Below are 16,744 nucleotides of genomic sequence, written 5' to 3'. Positions count from 1 at the left end.
CGGGATTCAAATATAGTTATGACGGCTAAACTTATGCCAGCATCGTCACTGGGTTTTCCATATATGTTTTTAGAGTTTGCAGGAACTGAGCTCCTGTTGCTCCATCTACTGTACGGTGATCACAAGCGAGAGTAAGTTTCATGGTGTTACCAACTACGATCTCACCATTTCTAACTACAGGCTTCTCAACGATGGTTCCTACTGAAAGAATTGCCGAGTTTGGCTGATTGATAATACTGGTAAATTCTACAATCCCAAACATTCCAAGATTGGAAACAGTAAAGGTACTCCCTTCCATTTCGGCTGGCTGTATCTTTTTATTTCTAGCTTTCCCGGCAAGGTCTTTTACATTACCTCCAATTTGAGTAAGCGACATTTGATCAGCGAACTTAAGAACTGGAACTACCAATCCTTCATCTACCGCAACTGCAACTCCCATATGGATATGGTTGGCAAGCTTCATCGTATCACCAGTCCACTGGCTATTCACCTGCGGATGCTTTCTCAAGGCCATTGCCGAAGCTTTGATCACCATATCATTAAAAGATACCTTAACATCAGGCATTTCGTTGATATGCTTACGTGAAGCCATTGCGTTTGCCATGTCCACTTCTATAGTAAGATAGTAATGTGGTGCTGTGAATTTAGATTCTCCAAGTCTCTTGGCGATCGTTTTACGCATAGGAGAGTTTTTACGCTCTTCATAGCTTTCCTCACCTGCTGGAGTGTAAGGCTTAACTGAAGCAGTAGTTTCTTTTGAAGAATCTGATTTTGCTTCTGTAGCAGCTTCCTTCTTTTCAGCTCCTTTAAAGTTCTCTATATCTTTCTTAACGATTCTACCGTTCTCTCCGGAACCATCTACATCTCCAAGATCGATTCCTTTGTCCTCAGCCATTTTCTTAGCCAGCGGAGAAGCAAAAATTCGTTTTCCATCGTTAGATGAAGAAGAACCACTCGATTTCTTATCTTCTTTTTCCTGCTTATTTGAATCTTTCGAATCGTCTTTTTGTTTTTCTTCGGAAGAATCTGAAGATTTCTTCTTAGCTGAAGTATCTGTAGAACCATCAATACCAGAAACATCTGTTCCTTCAGGTCCAATAATAGCCAGTAAGCTATCAACTTTCGCAGATTCACCTTCCTGGATTCCGATTTTTAGAAGTGTTCCTTCATAGAAAGATTCGAATTCCATCGTTGCTTTATCTGTTTCGATTTCAGCAAGAATATCACCTTCTTCTACTTTATCTCCTTCCTGCTTCAGCCAGGCTGCAACAGTTCCTTCTTCCATTGTATCACTAAGACGTGGCATTTTCACCACCTCAACTCCTTCAGGAATACCTCCTGAAGAATCAGAATCATCAGAAGAGTCGCTATCTGAATCAGATTTACTCTCTTCCTTATCCTCTTTATCTTCTTTCTTCTCTTCGGAATCATCATCATCTGAAGAATCTTTAGCCTCTTCTTTATCTTCCGAAGAATCTGAAGATTTTCCACCACCATCTATAAGGTCTGAAATATCTTCCCCTTCTTCTCCAATAATTGCCAGAAGTTCGTCAACTGGTGCACCGTCTCCTTCTTCAACACCTATATGAAGCAAAGTACCATCATAGAAAGATTCAAACTCCATCGTCGCCTTATCGGTCTCGATTTCTGCAAGAATATCGCCCTCTTCTACTTTATCTCCCTTTTTCTTTAACCACTTTGCAACGGTACCTTCTTCCATGGTATCGCTCAAACGCGGCATTTTGATAACTTCTGCCATAGCTTAATCTAATTTATGTGCTAGAAATGGATAATCCTCCTGTTCGTAAACAACATCGTACATGATGTTCTTATCTGGGAAATCTGACTCATCTGCAAATTTCTCACATTCTGCCACTCTTTCCTTTACTCGCTTATCGATCTCTTTGATCTCTTTATCTGAAGCGTATTTTTTATCCTGAATGATCTTCTTCACCTTAGTGATTGGATCTAGTTTTTGATAATCGGCCACCTCATCTTTAGTTCTGTACTTCTGGGCATCACTCATAGAGTGACCTCTGTATCGGTAAGTTTTCAACTCAAGGAAAGTTGGACCGTCCCCTTTACGAGCACGTGTGATCGCCTCATCCAAAGCTTCAGCAACCTTTACTGGATCCATAGCGTCTACAGGACCACATGGCATTTCGTAACCATTACCTAACTTCCAGATCTCTGTATCTTTCGAAGTACGAGCTACAGATGTTCCCATCGCGTATCCGTTATTTTCAACACAAAATACAACTGGAAGGTTCCAGTTAACAGCCATATTCAGAGTTTCATGAAGAGAACCCTGTCTAACAGCACCGTCACCCATAAAAGTTAGGGTTACGTTATCCCTTTTGTGGTATTTATCTGCAAAGGCCAAACCGGCTCCTAGTGGAATCTGACCACCAACAATCCCGTGACCTCCGTAAAATCTATGTTCTTTTGCGAAAATGTGCATAGAACCACCAAGTCCCATAGATGTTCCAGTCTTCTTACCGTAAAGCTCTGCCATTACCTTCTTTGGATCCACACCCATACCTATTGGCTGAACGTGATTTCGGTAAGCAGTGATCATACGATCTTTCTCAAGATCCATCGCATGCAATGCTCCGGCTAAAATTGCTTCCTGCCCATTATATAAATGTAAAAATCCTCTAACTTTCTGTTGAATATAAACCTGCGCAAGCTTGTCTTCAAATTTACGCCAGAACAACATATCCTCGTACCACTTTAAGTATGTGGCTTTTGTAATTTTCTTCATCTAAAATTTATATTTAAAAGGCCAGACAGATTGGTTTTGCCGAGCGGATAACAAAAATACTATTTTCAGCAAGAAACGAAAACAGTTTTAAAGCAAAAAATTACGAAAACCTTATAGACAATTACTGTCAAAAACTAAAGGCAGAATCTCAGCGACCGATGCTGCTTTCATCACTTCTCCGGTTTCACCCATGAAATACAACTCGATAGGCTCCTTTTGCTTCACTTCGTATTCTACCAGGGCCTGCCTGCAAGCACCGCAAGGAGGTACCGGTTTGGTGATTTCCTGGTTCAAAGAACGAGCAGTGATAGCAATCTTAAGGATTCTGGATTGAGGAAACTTAGCTCCGGCATAATAAATAGCGGTTCTTTCAGCACAAAGACCAGAAGGATAGGATGCATTTTCCTGATTACTCCCCACGACAACCTCACCGTTATCAAGTAAAATTGCGGCACCTACTTTAAACTTCGAATATGGTGCGTATGCCTGGTCTCTTACTTCAACAGCCTGCTTCATAAGATCCTTTAATTCTTCGGAAAGCTCCTGTACAGAATCATAGACCTCGAGGCTGGTAGTAATATCTAGTTTTTTCATTAGTGATTATTAAAGACAACAAAATCGGAAACCCACAGGATCCCCGATTTGTTTATAATTTAAAATGTTTTATTTAATTATTGAAGGTATCGCCAAAATTATAGCTCAAACCAAATCTAAGCGTTCCCTCCAGCGGACTAGGTACTGTAGAGGTCGAGAACAAATAAGAAGCATCGATAACTACAGATTCATAAGCGAAGCCAGCTCCAAGTGCAAAGAATTTTCTAAAACCTTTTTGATCACTTTCATTAAAATAACCTACTCTCAAAGCAAATTTCTCCTGATACCAGTATTCTGCACCTACTGCAACTGTCACCTCTTTCAATTCTTCTGAAAAACCATCTGGAGCATCTCCAAAGGATTCGAAAATACCACCAATCGAACTGGTCTCATTATAAATAAGATCATCTTCAGCAGTTATTTGTCCGTCACCATTGAAATCTTGCGGAGTTGGAACCAGAAGTTTATTAAATTCTACATAAGTTCCGAGTTTATTATCTACATCAAAAATAAAGTCAAAGCCGGCTCCAAGTTTTAAATTGGTAGGAATAAAGTTTTCCTGTCCTGCATCGTCATATTTCATTTTAGGCCCGATGTTCGCAATGTTCGCACCTAATCTCCATTGCCCATCAAAACCACCGAAGGTAAGATTTGCACTTTGGTAGTAAGCTGCCACATCTACTCCAAAAGTAGAAGCTGCACCAAGATCCTCATTATCCTGCAAACCAAGATCAGATCTTAAATACCGCCCGGCTACGGCCATGGAAATGTAATCACTTAGTTTCAAGGAATAAGAAACATCGAAAGTTAGTTCGTTTGGATTGACAAGAATTGGCATCTGCTCAAAGATCTCTCTGGTTTCGATAGAACCAAGACTAAAATATCTTAGCGAAGCTGCTGCCGCACTTCTATCATCGATTTTATGGAAATAGTTCAAGCTACCAAGAAAGATATCATTCACGATCTCACTAAGGTAAGGAGTATAGGAAACAGAAACTCCGTTTTCACTGGTTGCAAAAGCATATTTTGCCGGATTCCATTGCTGAGAGAAGACATCTGGAGAAGTAGCAACTCCCTGGTCTCCCATTCCTGCAGCTCTGGCATCTGCCGCTACGAGCAAAAATGGAACAGCTGTAGTTATCACACGATCCCCACTATCCTCCTGTGCAAATATTGAAAAGTCGACAAGAAAGATAGTCGCGATCAATAAGATTGTAGTTTTTTTCATTGTCCTTATGAATGAATGATAAACAAATATATAGTAATATTCCTGTTAAGAAAGCACCATTTAGCTAAAATGCCTTAGATAGGGGTCGAACTGAAGCTTTCGGGAGATAACTAGAACTTAAATAGTTATAACTCAAGATACGGTCATTTATTGCAGTTTATAAGTATAAATTAAAATTGCGGGAATAAATTATACAGGTAACTGCAATTTTTCAGGTTTCTATCCGTTTTTAAAAACAGATTTTCACTCAAACCTAACAGTCTAGTAACTAAGCTTCTATAAATCAATGTTACCTATATCTATATCAGGCAGTTATAGCTTTCAGGCAGCTTTTAGAATTAACAAAATAATCTTGTACTTTTATCGTTAATTAGTATATTGCAAAGCCTAATTTTCTATCATTTAAGAAGGGAATACTATGAAATTGAATGTAGCTTTTAAAGCCGTAATTGCTGTGGTTTGTGGCGTAAGCTTGCTGAGCTGTAATAAATCGAACAATTACAAAAATACCTCAAGAGCAACCGGTTGGGATATCAATTCTGACGAAGGTGGCTTTCAATACAATACAGATTACGAAGAGCAGGATGCTGCACCGGGTCTTGTATTTGTAGAAGGAGGAACTTACACAATGGGACGAGTAGCAGATGATCCTATGCACGACTGGAACAATACTCCAACTCAACAACATGTGCAGTCATTCTACATGGATGAAACCGAGGTGACCAATAAAATGTATCTTGAATATCTTGATTGGTTAAGAAAAGTTTTTCCACCAAGTGAAGAGAATTACAAAAACATTTACACCGGTGCTTTACCGGATACTCTTGTTTGGAGAAACCGTTTAGGATATAATGAGACTATGGTAACCAACTACCTTCGTCACCCGGCATATGCTGACTACCCGGTAGTGGGTGTGAGCTGGATACAGGCTGTCGAATTCAGTAAATGGAGAACAGACCGTGTAAACGAAAGTAACCTTGAAAAAGAAGGTTTTATTAAGGAAGGTGCCAGATATACAGATGTAGCTGCAGGTACAACTTTTAATACCGATACCTATATTCATTCACCTAGCAAGGCTTATGGAGGTAATACCGACATTAGCCAGGGTGGAGACGAATCTCAGGACAGACTTTCTGAAACTAATGAAGCAGGAAATCCTATCAAAAAGGTTTACCCAGGTCGCGAAAGTGGTTTAATATATCCTGAATACAGACTTCCAACTGAAGCAGAATGGGAATATGCTGCTCTAGGACTTACAGGAATCAGAAGCTATAATACTTATCGTGGACGTAAGAAATATCCATGGGATGGACAGTACACCAGAAATGGTGATGTAAAGAAAATGGGAGATCAGCTGGCTAACTTTAAGCAAGGTGATGGTGATTACGGTGGAATTGCCGGATGGAGTGATGATGGAGCAGATATTACTGCTGAAGTGAAATCTTACGAGCCTAATGATTTTGGTCTTTATGATATGGCTGGAAACGTTTCTGAATGGGTAGCTGATGTTTACAGACCTATAGTAGATGATGAATTCAACGATTTTAACTACTACCGTGGTAACGTTTACACCAAACATGCTATCAATGAAGATGGTTCAGTTAAAGTAGTAGGTACAGATGATGTTGTATACGACACTTTAAGTAACGGGAAACTGGTAGCAAGAAATCTTCCAGGTGAAATTGCTCAGGTAGCAGTTACTGAAGAGGATACTTACATGAGAACTAACTTCACAGATAGTGATCAGAGAAACTTCCGTGATGGTGATAAGAGCTCTAGCAGATATTACCAGGCATTTCAGCAAGATGATGAAGATCCTAACAAGAGAATGTACAACTCTCCTAAATATGATAACTTCACTTACGCTGATAGTAGTTCTGATGCTTCCCTATCTAAAAGAGGATATGACACAGAGAAAAGGACAACGCTTGTTAGCGATGAAGTAAGAGTATATAAAGGTGGTAGCTGGAGAGATCGTGCTTACTGGCTGGATCCGGCACAAAGAAGATATTTCCCGCAGGATATGGCAACAGACTATATTGGTTTTAGAAACGCCATGTCCAGAGTTGGCTCAAAGTCTCTTAATGACAATAAAACTGCAAGAAGCAACTAGACTTCCTGAACATAAAATAAACTTAAAGCCCTAACTTGTTTAGGGCTTTTTTTATAGATTTATTTCATGAATACAGCCAGACTACACCAACGCTTCCTATTATGCAGTGGAGCGAACACAGATACCAGAAAAATCAAACAAGGTTCCATGTACTTCGCTCTTAAAGGCGAAAACTTCGACGGAAACCTATTTGCGGCAGACGCACTTGCTGCGGGCGCACGTTACGTGGTTGTTGATGATGAATTGGTGGCGGAGTCCAGTGAACAATACATACTAGTAAAGAACGTACTCGAATCATTACAAAAGCTAGCACTGTTCCATAGGAATTATTTAGGCATTCCAATCCTGGCAATCACTGGAAGTAACGGTAAAACGACGACTAAAGAATTGATCAACGCCGTACTTGCCAGGAAATTTAAAACCATTGCTACACACGGCAATTTAAATAATCATATAGGAGTGCCACTTACCTTGCTCTCCATGGATCAGCAAACTGAATTCGGGATCGTTGAAATGGGTGCGAACCATCCATTAGAGATTGCCTTTTTATGCACCATTGCAAATCCGGATTATGGGTATATTACAAACTTTGGGAAAGCCCACCTGGAAGGATTCGGTAGTCTTGAAGGTGTTATAAAAGCAAAGACCGAACTGTATCATCATCTTCAGGAAGAGACCAAACTTATATTCCTGAACCTGGATGACGAAGTACAACAAAAGCACAGGAATTATAAGCATACGTTTGCATTTGGAGAAAATCCGGAATCTGAAGTTCAGGTAAAATATCTGGACGGCGAGAAATACGCTGGTGTACATTACAATCAAACCGACTTCATAAGCAAACTTACTGGTAATTATAATGGTCGCAATATGGCCGCCGCCTTGTGTATCGGGCTATACTTTAAAGTCCCATTTGATGAGATAGAAAAGGCTATTGCCGCATATTCACCAGATAATAATAGATCAGAGATGATCGAAGCAGGTAGCAACACAATCATTCTGGATGCTTACAACGCAAACCCAACAAGCATGCAGGCAGCACTTCAAAACTTTACGAGCTTAAAAACAGATAAACAGAAAATAGCCATTCTTGGAGATATGTTCGAATTAGGGAGTTCTGCCCCGGTAGAGCACCAAACGATCATTACAGAAGCTGAAAATGGCGACCTGACCGAGATTTACTTGCTTGGAGATAACTTTAATCTAACTGAGACCTCCAGTAGTTTTACTTTTAAGTTCAAGTCTATGGAGGCCTTGAAAAATCATTTAGAAGAAACAAATTTTAAAAACTGTTATTTTCTAATCAAGGGTTCCAGAGGAATGGCTCTCGAAAGAGTTCTGGAAAATATTCCTGCAGAAAAGTCCAGTAAGAAGGTCAGTTAAAATAAATCGAAATCTGGCGTAAAGCGGCATTATCTATTCGAATGGAGCTAAGACTATATGCTAATTCACGCTAGATTCGCATATGATAAAGAAACAATACAAGATTCTGATATCAGCTTTAGGAGTCACGGTCATAGCACTTATCATTTTGATAAGCACCTTGCTTTCGTAAAGCTGTAAAACAAAATATATAAATAAAAGGTTCCCTCGGGAACCTTTTTTAGTTTCAACAAATTTGTACCGCAATAGTGAGTGATACTGGATTCGAACCAGTGACCCCTACCCTGTCAAGGTAGTGCTCTGAACCAACTGAGCTAATCACCCTTAATATCAAATATAGAAAAACAAAAGACATCGCATAAAAAAAGGCTTCCAAATATGGAAGCCTTTTTTACTAAGTGGGCGCGAAGGGATTCGAACCCCTGACCCCTTGGGTGTAAACCAAGTGCTCTGAACCAACTGAGCTACGCGCCCGATTAAATCGGTATTCATTAAATTTTTGCAAACACTACTCAGCAACTATACTGAGTTAAGCTAAAAAAAGGTTTTCATTACTGAAAACCTTTTGATTCTGTGGGCGCGAAGGGATTCGAACCCCTGACCCCTTGGGTGTAAACCAAGTGCTCTGAACCAACTGAGCTACGCGCCCTTGCGTGATTGCGGATGCAAATATAGACTACATTTTCATTTACACAAAACAATTTTAAAGAAATTACAAAAGAAAAACTGTGATAGAGCTCTCTTGAATTGGAACCCATTAGTTATGAATAAGTTGTGTCCTATTTCATAAGTGCCGGAACATTTCTGTAAACATAGTCCCCATGTTTCCCCGTGAACAGTTTAGCCATTTCTTCCATAAAATCTGATCTTTCATCTTCATCTGCCCATTGAGAATTTACAAGACCTTGTTCCTCTTCAAAGAATTCTTCAATATCTCCGAGTTTATCGAATACAAATACTTCATTCATTTCACGAGCATTCGATCCCCAGAGATGCCTGTGCGTATAGTAACCCTTCAACTTTTTGCTCTTTTTAGTGATATTTTCGTAATACTGCTTGAAGTTCTCTGGTGTTCCTTCTCCATTCATACTTAGATCTGCAGTCCTAACATAATAAATCTTAGGGTTTTCTTTATCTACTGTTTCTGGAATTGAAAATTGCATGGATTGATAGATCTCATCCCGATGGTCTGGAGAATAATAAGATTGCTGCTTTTCAAAGAATTTCTCTCTGGATTCCTCATCTTTCCAGCCTTCAGCAATGAGCTCTTCAGTTCTGCTGTTCGCCTCCTCTATATCGTTCCAGGTTCTGTACACATTCACCAAAACAACTTCAGAATTATCTGGAGTGAAATAATGCGTATAAACGCCAGAACTAAGAATAAGGTCATTTTTACTGGTAACCTTTTCAAAATACTCCTTTTCAGTATCTAACCATCCCGAGAAATCTGTGTCAGGATCGTTGCTCCAGTGAGTTGTGGTCATCGTAATGTAAACCGGTTCGTACTGCTCGGTCTCTTCAGTTTCCTGCGCGTATACTGCAAGCTGAAAGCCCAGGAATAATAAAATGCTTAATTGAATAGTGCTTTTCATTTTGTCGAGTTTTAGTTATTAAAACACAGCAAAATGGTTAGCCCAATGTAGGATTGGAGTTATAATAGCCTGTAGGATATTTCAGAAATAGGGAAGCGCTCTATCACAGAGTCTTCTAAAGATACAAATAAATGTTAACTAACACATTATCATTAGCCTATAGAACTTCAGCAACTGTAAAATTACTGCCTCCAATAAAAATTAGATCTTTAGTATCAGCTCTTTTCCGCGCGGTCGCGTATGCTTCGGAAATAGAAGAATATACATTTCCATTCAAACCAAATTTGAGACCTTCTTTCTGCAGAAATTCAGCAGGCATTCCACGAGGTACATCTGGCTTCGCAAAGTAAAAGTCGGCGTCTTTGGGGAATAATGGTAAAATTGAGTTCAAATCCTTATCGTTAACGACTCCCAAAACTATATGTAACCTGGTGAAGTTTTCTTTCTGAAGTTGCTGCAATACCAGCTTAAGCCCTTCAGCGTTGTGGGCGGTATCACAAATGATCTTAGGCTCATTGCCCAAAATCTCCCATCTGCCTCTTAAACCCGTATTGCTCTGTACTTTATTTAAACCATGAATAATAGCTTCAGAAGTAATCTTCCAGCCACCTTTGCGTAACACCTCAATACTTGCCAGAACTGTCTTTTTATTATATTTCTGATAAGCACCTATAAGATCGGAATCAACGTCAGGTAGCTCGAATTCATCAGCAAAAAATATAGGAGCATTCATTTCAGCAGCTTTTGCAATAAATACAGGCTTGGTTTGATCGTGTCTCTCTCCAATTACAACCGGAACAGAATTCTTAATAATACCGGCCTTCTCTGCTGCGATTGAAGGCAAATCTGTTCCCAGAAATGCAGTATGATCCAGCCCAATATTGGTTATTACAGATAATTGAGGAGTTATAATATTCGTTGAATCTAAACGCCCTCCAAGCCCGGTCTCAATGATCGCAATGTCAACTTCGCTCTTTGCAAAATAGTCAAAGGCCATTCCCACAGTCATTTCAAAAAAACTAAGTCGGTTGCTTTCCAGAAAATTTTGATTCTCTTCAATAAAACCAACAACTTCTTCTTCTGAAATCACCTCACCATTGATTCTTATTCGTTCTCGGAAATCCTTTAGGTGTGGTGAAGTGTAAAGCCCCGTTTTATAGCCTGCCTCCTGAAATATTGAAGCAAGCATATGACTTACCGAGCCTTTTCCATTTGTACCGGCTACATGAATACTTCGGAATTTATTTTCGGGATGACCCAGGTGTTCTGCAAGTTTAAGGGTATTGGAAAGATCCTTCTTAAACGCACTTTTTCCTACCCGCTGATACATGGGTAATTGCTGAAACATCCACTCCAGGGTTTCCTGATAGGATTTCAATTATTCGGTAAGTTTAAAGTTATAAATTATGGTTCCAACCTGTTTGGAAGGTGCATTGGAATCACTGTTGAATCTGGTTGCCAGAGCTGCTCTTTGGGCTGGACCTGTTAAACAGGCTGCACTATTGGTAGTACCTTTCATTCCGGGCTGAGCGCTTACTACGCGACCGGTTTGATCTACCACGATCTTCACTACCACGATTCCAGACTCATTACAATCCTGAACAAATTTCTCTTTGTTCAATGCTTTTCTTCCTCCAAGCCTGTAATTTCCATCACCATCCAATCCTGATCCCTGTCCATAATAGGAACTGGCGTTTGGATCCCCATCTGGACTACCTTTATCCCCAGCCTGGTTGTCGTTTCCTTCACCACCGGTAGCAGTTCCAGATCTTTCAGGTCCGTTTAAGATACTACTTAAGGCATCATTAGTAGATTTATCTGGCTTTGGCTCCGGTTTCTTTACCGGCTTTGGATCTTCCTTCGGAGGTTCCGGTTGCTTTGTTTTTACAGGCGTAGGTTGTTTTTTCTTTTTCTCGATTACAGGAGCTTCTTCAATATCCTGGGTTACAACTTCCTTTTCGATCACAGGTTCAGACTGCACCGGTTGAGCTGCTGCTTGTTTAGGAGCAGACTTTACCGGTTCAGTAGGTTGCTTGTCGCCAGAACCCACTTCCGAAGTACCAAAATTTATCGCGATCCCATTTTCAGGCGGTGGATCCAAATAAGTCATTCCGAAGAAAATCAACAGAAGAATAAGCAGCACATGTAATACTACAGTGATGGTAAAAGACTTCTTCTCATGTTTAGTTTCCAGCATCGACATTCTCTATTCAGGTTTTACTGCTAATACGATCTTATAGCTATTACGATTGGCAATATCCATTACGTTCACAGCTTTCTCTATTGGCACTCCTTCTTCAGCCCGCAAAATAATCGTTGGGTTCTCTTCACCGGCAAGTTTCGTCTTCAGTGTAGATTCAAGCGCGCTACTACTTATACGTTCGCTATTAATATAGAACTGCAGATCATTCGTGATGCTCACGGAAAGTGTTTGCTGACTGGTGGTCTTACCCTTTGCTTTCGGCAAAATAAGATCCAGCGCTTCCGGAGTGATCACAGGTGAAGTCAGCATAAAAAATATGAGTAGTAGAAAAACCACATCGGTCATCGAACTCATACTAAATTCCGGACTCACTTTATTTCTACCTCTTAAATTCATATTAAGCCGGTTCGTTTAACAGGTCAAGAAAATCTACTGCAGTTGCCTCCATCTGGTGCACTACTTTATCTGTTTTCACAACGAGATGATTGTATCCAATATAGGCTATAATTCCAACTATAAGACCAGCTACCGTTGTGGTCATTGCTGTATAAATACCTTCTGCAAGTGCTCCCATTTGAGCCTGCCCACTACTTGTTGCCAGTTCATGGAAAGCAAGCACCATACCAATAACGGTTCCAAGGAAACCGATCATTGGAGCTGCTCCGGCAACAGTTGCCAGAATACTAACATTTTTTTCAAGCTTGTAAACTTCCAGTCTTCCTGCGTTCTCAATAGCGGTATTGATATCTTCCAACGGACTCCCAATTCTGGAAATTCCTTTTTCGGTTAATCTCGCCACCGGAGAATCACTTTGAGCGCAACGAATCTTTGCAGATTCTATATTGCCACTTTGCACACTATCTTTTATCTGGAGCATAAAATTCTTATCCACTCTACTCGCCGCTTTGATCGCGAATAATCTTTCAAAATAGATATAGACTGCCGCAAATAATAAAACAAATAGAATGATAATGATGATCTGGCCACCAAGACCTCCGCTAAACATCAAATCAAATAAGGAAAGAGTTTTCTCCTCTACGACTGGTTCTGCTACCTGAGCAGCATCTACCACCTCGTCCTGCTGTAAAAAATTAAGCATATGTATAATTGGGTTTTGTAATGTAACGTGCTATCGCGCTTTAAATTGTAAATCAAATTTAAATAAAGAAAAGCCCGCTTTCACGGGCTTTTTCAAATTATTTGCACAAACTTTTAAACAAGCTGTTTCAGAGCAACTTCAAAGGCTGTTCTACTGATATTCGTCTTGCTGCTATTGTTATTAAATGTATTCTGAATGGCATTCTTGATCGTCATAGAAGTATCATTAAAGATCGCTTCATCGGTCATTTGCACTCTTCTTTCCATAAAGTAAGCGAAAACTCTGGCCATCCCGCAATTGGAGATGAAATCTGGAATAAGACTTACTCGCTCATCGGTATATTCCATAATAGGACCAAAAAAGATCTCTTTATCCGCAAACGGAACATTCGCTCCACAGGAAATTACTTCCAGTTTGCGATCAATCAGATTGGTGATCTGTTCCTTGGAAATCAGTCTCGAAGCTGCACAGGGAGCAAAGATCTCAGCATCAAGCTTCCACACTTTCTCATTCACTTCTTCAAAAGGAATTACATTGTCGTGACGCAGGGCATTTCCATCTTTGTCAAGAAACATTTGCTGGATCTCTTCAAAGCTGAAACCTTCTTCATTTATAAGACCACCAGCTCTGTCGATGATCCCTACAATTTTAGCACCCATTTGCGCCAGGTAATAAGCAGCAGCAGAACCTACATTTCCAAATCCCTGTACGATCGCACGCTTACCTTTTATATCCCCGCCATAAATTTCATAGAAATGATGAACAGCTTCTGCAACACCATAACCGGTAATCATATCTGCCACCGTGTATTTTCTACTGATGTCTGGAGAGAAGTTAGTATTTTCCAGAACTTTGATCACACCTTGTCTTAATTGCCCAATTCTGTTGATCTTATCTGCTTCCGTAGGTTGAAAATGTCCGTTAAAAACACCTTCCTGTGGATGCCAAACCCCGCAATCTTCAGTGATTGGAATTACTTCATTGATTTCATCTACATTAAGATCTCCTCCGGTACCGTAATAACTTTTCAGCAATGGAGACACAGCCTTATACCAGCGTTCTAAAACACCCTTTTTACGAGGATCTGCAGGGTCAAAGTTAATTCCTGATTTTGCTCCTCCAATTGGTGGGCCGGAAACCGTAAATTTCACCTCCATGGTCTTTGCCAGGGAAAGCACTTCATTTTGATCCAATCCCACACGCATTCTGGTACCACCACCGGCAGCTCCTCCCCTAAGAGAATTGATCACCGTCCAGCCTTCAGCATCTGTTTCTGAATCCTTCCAGTTAAAAACAATTTCAGGTTCTTTATTTTCGTATACTTTGAGTAATTCTTTCATTTTTGGATTATTTTGAAGCAAATATAAAAAACTAAGCAGGCTCTATTCCGAATTTGATAAAATATTCAGGGTTCGTATATACGTCCTGAAGAATGATCCATTTTCGCCCCGGTGACTGATGAAAGGACATTAATTTCTCCTCTTAATTTGAGCGCACCCAGAAGTGCAAATATTAAAGCCTCTTTAAAATCTATGATTTCTTTTTTCGGAATTATAAATTCACCATCAGAATGTGATCTTAATCGTTCAATTAGAAAACTATTAAAGGTACCGCCACCAGTTAGAAGTATTTCTGAAGTTGAAGAATTTTTCAAACAAGCAGCGATCTGTATTGCAATATGCTCACTAAACGTTCGAAGGATATCAGGGATTTGCAAGGAGAACGAATCGATCAAAGGCAACACATATTTATCTACCCATTCTATTCCAAGTGACTTTGGAGGAGATTTTTGAAAATACTTAAGGGCATTTAGATGCTCCAGCAATTCTAAATTCACTTTCCCAGTTCTAGCCAGGTTGCCATCTTCATCAAAATCTTTCCCAAGGCTACGCATATATTGATTAAGCACCGTGTTTACTGCACAAATATCATAGGCTACTCTTTGCCCCTCTACTTCTTCGGAAATATTGGCAAAACCTCCAAGATTGATACAATATTTATAGTTACTAAATAACATTCGGTCTCCTATTGGAACCAGCGGAGCGCCCTGACCACCAAGTTCCACATCCTGAACTCGAAAATCGCAGACTACGGGAACGCCGGTTAGACTCGAAAGTTTAGGTAAGTTTCCTATCTGGAACGTCAAACCCTTTTCTGGCCTGTGTTTTACGGTATGTCCATGACTACAGATCGCATCCAGAAGATCAATATCGTACTTTGCAATAAACTTCAGAATAACTTCAGAAAGATATTTTGTGTAATCCTGATCTAATTCATTCAATTCAGCTGGCTCGAGACGGGAAGAATTCTTCAGTCTGTTTTGCCATTTTTCAGAATAAGGAACAGTTTCAGAATATATGATCTTGAAATTCGTAGCGTTGCTGAAGTTCAATTCGGTAAAAACGAGATCGACGCCATCTAGAGAGGTGCCAGACATGATTCCAAGTAATCTATACTCGTTTTTTTTCATATTCGTAAAAATACTCAATATCAATTGAATTATAGATACCAAAAAGCTATCTTTGCCCTCCAAAAATCAGTTTTTTATAAATTTCTTTTCACATGGATTTTAAACTTACCGAAGAACATATAATGATACGTGATGCCGCCCGTGATTTTGCAAAGCAGGAGCTTTTGCCGGGTGTTATCGAGAGAGATGAGAAGCAGGAATTTCCGAAGGAGCTTATCAAAAAGATGGGTGAACTTGGTTTCCTTGGAATGATGGCGTCACCAGAATATGGCGGTGGTGGAATGGATACTATTTCATATGTGCTTGCGATGGAGGAACTTTCCAAGATCGATGCATCAGCTTCAGTAATGGTATCAGTGAATAACTCGCTGGTTTGCTGGGGGCTTGATACCTTCGGTAACGAGGAGCAAAAAAAGAAATATCTTTCTAAACTTACTACTGGTGAAAAGTTAGGTGCTTTTTGCCTTTCTGAACCAGAAGCAGGTAGTGATGCGACTTCACAAAGAACAACGGCTATAGATAAAGGTGATCATTACATTCTTAATGGTACCAAAAACTGGATCACCAACGGTAGTTCAGCCGACTATTATCTTGTCATCGCTCAAACAGACAAAGAGAAAAAGCATAAAGGTATCAACGCTTTTATCGTTGAAAAAGATTCTGAAGGTTTTGAAATTGGACCTAAAGAACAGAAGTTGGGAATTAGAGGAAGTGATACACATTCTCTGAATTTCAATGATGTAAAAGTTCCTAAAGAGAATAGAATTGGTGAAGATGGCTTCGGATTCAAATTTGCCATGAAAACACTTTCTGGTGGTAGGATTGGAATAGCGGCACAAGCACTTGGAATTGCAGCAGGAGCTTATGAGCTAGCCAAAGATTACTCGAAACAACGTAAGGCTTTTGGAACAGAAATTTGCAATCACCAGGCGATCGCCTTCAAACTTGCAGACATGCATACTCAAATTGAGGCGGCACGTCATCTGGTTATGAAAGCAGCATGGGACAAGGATCAGGGAGAAAACTATGATCTTTCAGGTGCCATGGCAAAACTTCACGCATCTAAAACTGCGATGGATGTAACTGTGGAAGCAGTTCAGGTTCACGGAGGAAATGGATATGTAAAGGAATATCACGTAGAACGTTTAATGAGAGACGCAAAGATCACTCAGATTTACGAAGGAACTTCCGAAATTCAGAAAATTGTGATCTCAAGAAGTATACTTAAGGACTAAGTTCTTCGGAATTTTTATAAAGCAAAAGAGCAGCCAATTGGCTGCTCTTTCTATTTTTGGTTG

14 protein-coding genes and 3 tRNA genes are annotated in these 16,744 nt (G+C 39.9%); 3 read left to right on the top strand and 14 right to left on the bottom strand.

The genetic code is table 11. From position 1 onward, the window contains the following. Positions 1–31: 31 nt before the first annotated feature. The 4 genes from JM79_RS03315 to porV all read right to left on the bottom strand — a co-directional run bounded on the left by JM79_RS03315 (position 32) and on the right by porV (position 4,586). The gene (locus JM79_RS03315) at positions 32–1,759 is read right to left on the bottom strand and encodes a pyruvate dehydrogenase complex dihydrolipoamide acetyltransferase (RefSeq protein WP_141876795.1); all 1,728 of its coding nucleotides are present in this window, start codon (positions 1,757–1,759) and stop codon (positions 32–34) included. A 3-nt stretch (positions 1,760–1,762) separates the two neighbouring features. Further along, positions 1,763–2,764 (bottom strand): pyruvate dehydrogenase (acetyl-transferring) E1 component subunit alpha, encoded by a 1,002-nt coding sequence (gene pdhA / locus JM79_RS03310; protein ID WP_141876794.1) that lies wholly within the window; start codon positions 2,762–2,764, stop codon positions 1,763–1,765. A gap of 111 nt (positions 2,765–2,875) precedes the next feature. Next, positions 2,876–3,358 (bottom strand): cytidine deaminase, encoded by a 483-nt coding sequence (gene cdd / locus JM79_RS03305; RefSeq protein WP_141876793.1) that lies wholly within the window; start codon positions 3,356–3,358, stop codon positions 2,876–2,878. 73 nt (positions 3,359–3,431) lie between these two features. Beyond that, complete coding sequence (porV, locus tag JM79_RS03300) at positions 3,432–4,586, bottom strand: type IX secretion system outer membrane channel protein PorV (protein ID WP_141876792.1); 1,155 nt, start codon at positions 4,584–4,586, stop codon at positions 3,432–3,434. A 418-nt stretch (positions 4,587–5,004) separates the two neighbouring features. Here porV and gldJ point away from each other — a divergent pair, with 418 nt between their 5' ends. Beyond that, positions 5,005–6,699: a gliding motility lipoprotein GldJ gene (gene gldJ / locus JM79_RS03295; protein ID WP_141876791.1), complete on the top strand. Its 1,695-nt coding sequence runs from the start codon at positions 5,005–5,007 to the stop codon at positions 6,697–6,699. 66 nt (positions 6,700–6,765) lie between these two features. After that, complete coding sequence (murF, locus tag JM79_RS03290; RefSeq protein ID WP_141876790.1) at positions 6,766–8,082, top strand: UDP-N-acetylmuramoyl-tripeptide--D-alanyl-D-alanine ligase; 1,317 nt, start codon at positions 6,766–6,768, stop codon at positions 8,080–8,082. Positions 8,083–8,331: 249 nt separating this feature from the next. Here the strand turns inward: murF and JM79_RS03285 are convergent. The 10 genes from JM79_RS03285 to JM79_RS03240 form a co-directional block, all read right to left on the bottom strand. Continuing rightward, positions 8,332–8,406 (bottom strand) — tRNA-Val (locus JM79_RS03285). A gap of 75 nt (positions 8,407–8,481) precedes the next feature. Next, a tRNA-Val gene (locus tag JM79_RS03280) sits at positions 8,482–8,556 on the bottom strand. A 100-nt stretch (positions 8,557–8,656) separates the two neighbouring features. Beyond that, positions 8,657–8,731, bottom strand: a tRNA-Val gene (locus tag JM79_RS03275). A gap of 130 nt (positions 8,732–8,861) precedes the next feature. Continuing rightward, positions 8,862–9,674 (bottom strand): hypothetical protein, encoded by an 813-nt coding sequence (locus JM79_RS03270; protein WP_141876789.1) that lies wholly within the window; start codon positions 9,672–9,674, stop codon positions 8,862–8,864. A 157-nt stretch (positions 9,675–9,831) separates the two neighbouring features. Then, positions 9,832–11,022, bottom strand: a complete 1,191-nt coding sequence (locus JM79_RS03265; RefSeq protein ID WP_141879166.1) for a folylpolyglutamate synthase/dihydrofolate synthase family protein — start codon at positions 11,020–11,022, stop codon at positions 9,832–9,834. Positions 11,023–11,052: 30 nt separating this feature from the next. Next, the gene (locus JM79_RS03260) at positions 11,053–11,877 is read right to left on the bottom strand and encodes an energy transducer TonB (RefSeq protein ID WP_141876788.1); all 825 of its coding nucleotides are present in this window, start codon (positions 11,875–11,877) and stop codon (positions 11,053–11,055) included. A 3-nt stretch (positions 11,878–11,880) separates the two neighbouring features. Then, positions 11,881–12,273 (bottom strand): biopolymer transporter ExbD, encoded by a 393-nt coding sequence (locus JM79_RS03255; RefSeq protein ID WP_141876787.1) that lies wholly within the window; start codon positions 12,271–12,273, stop codon positions 11,881–11,883. Position 12,274: 1 nt separating this feature from the next. Beyond that, complete coding sequence (locus JM79_RS03250) at positions 12,275–12,976, bottom strand: MotA/TolQ/ExbB proton channel family protein (RefSeq protein ID WP_141876786.1); 702 nt, start codon at positions 12,974–12,976, stop codon at positions 12,275–12,277. 113 nt (positions 12,977–13,089) lie between these two features. Continuing rightward, positions 13,090–14,316, bottom strand: a complete 1,227-nt coding sequence (locus JM79_RS03245; RefSeq protein WP_141876785.1) for a Glu/Leu/Phe/Val dehydrogenase dimerization domain-containing protein — start codon at positions 14,314–14,316, stop codon at positions 13,090–13,092. 65 nt (positions 14,317–14,381) lie between these two features. Further along, on the bottom strand, positions 14,382–15,446 hold the full coding sequence (locus tag JM79_RS03240) for an anhydro-N-acetylmuramic acid kinase (RefSeq protein WP_141876784.1): 1,065 nt from the start codon (positions 15,444–15,446) through the stop codon (positions 14,382–14,384). 92 nt (positions 15,447–15,538) lie between these two features. Between JM79_RS03240 and JM79_RS03235 the strand changes: the two genes are divergently transcribed. Continuing rightward, positions 15,539–16,681 carry an acyl-CoA dehydrogenase gene (locus JM79_RS03235; protein WP_141876783.1) on the top strand — a complete coding sequence of 381 codons (1,143 nt, stop codon included), beginning with the start codon at positions 15,539–15,541 and terminating at the stop codon, positions 16,679–16,681. Positions 16,682–16,744: the final 63 nt, after the last annotated feature.

The organism is Gramella sp. Hel_I_59 (genome assembly GCF_006714895.1).
GTDB lineage: Bacteria > Bacteroidota > Bacteroidia > Flavobacteriales > Flavobacteriaceae > Christiangramia.
The sequence above is the reverse complement of the archived record's forward strand: the minus strand, read 5'-3'. Positions and strand labels throughout refer to the sequence as shown.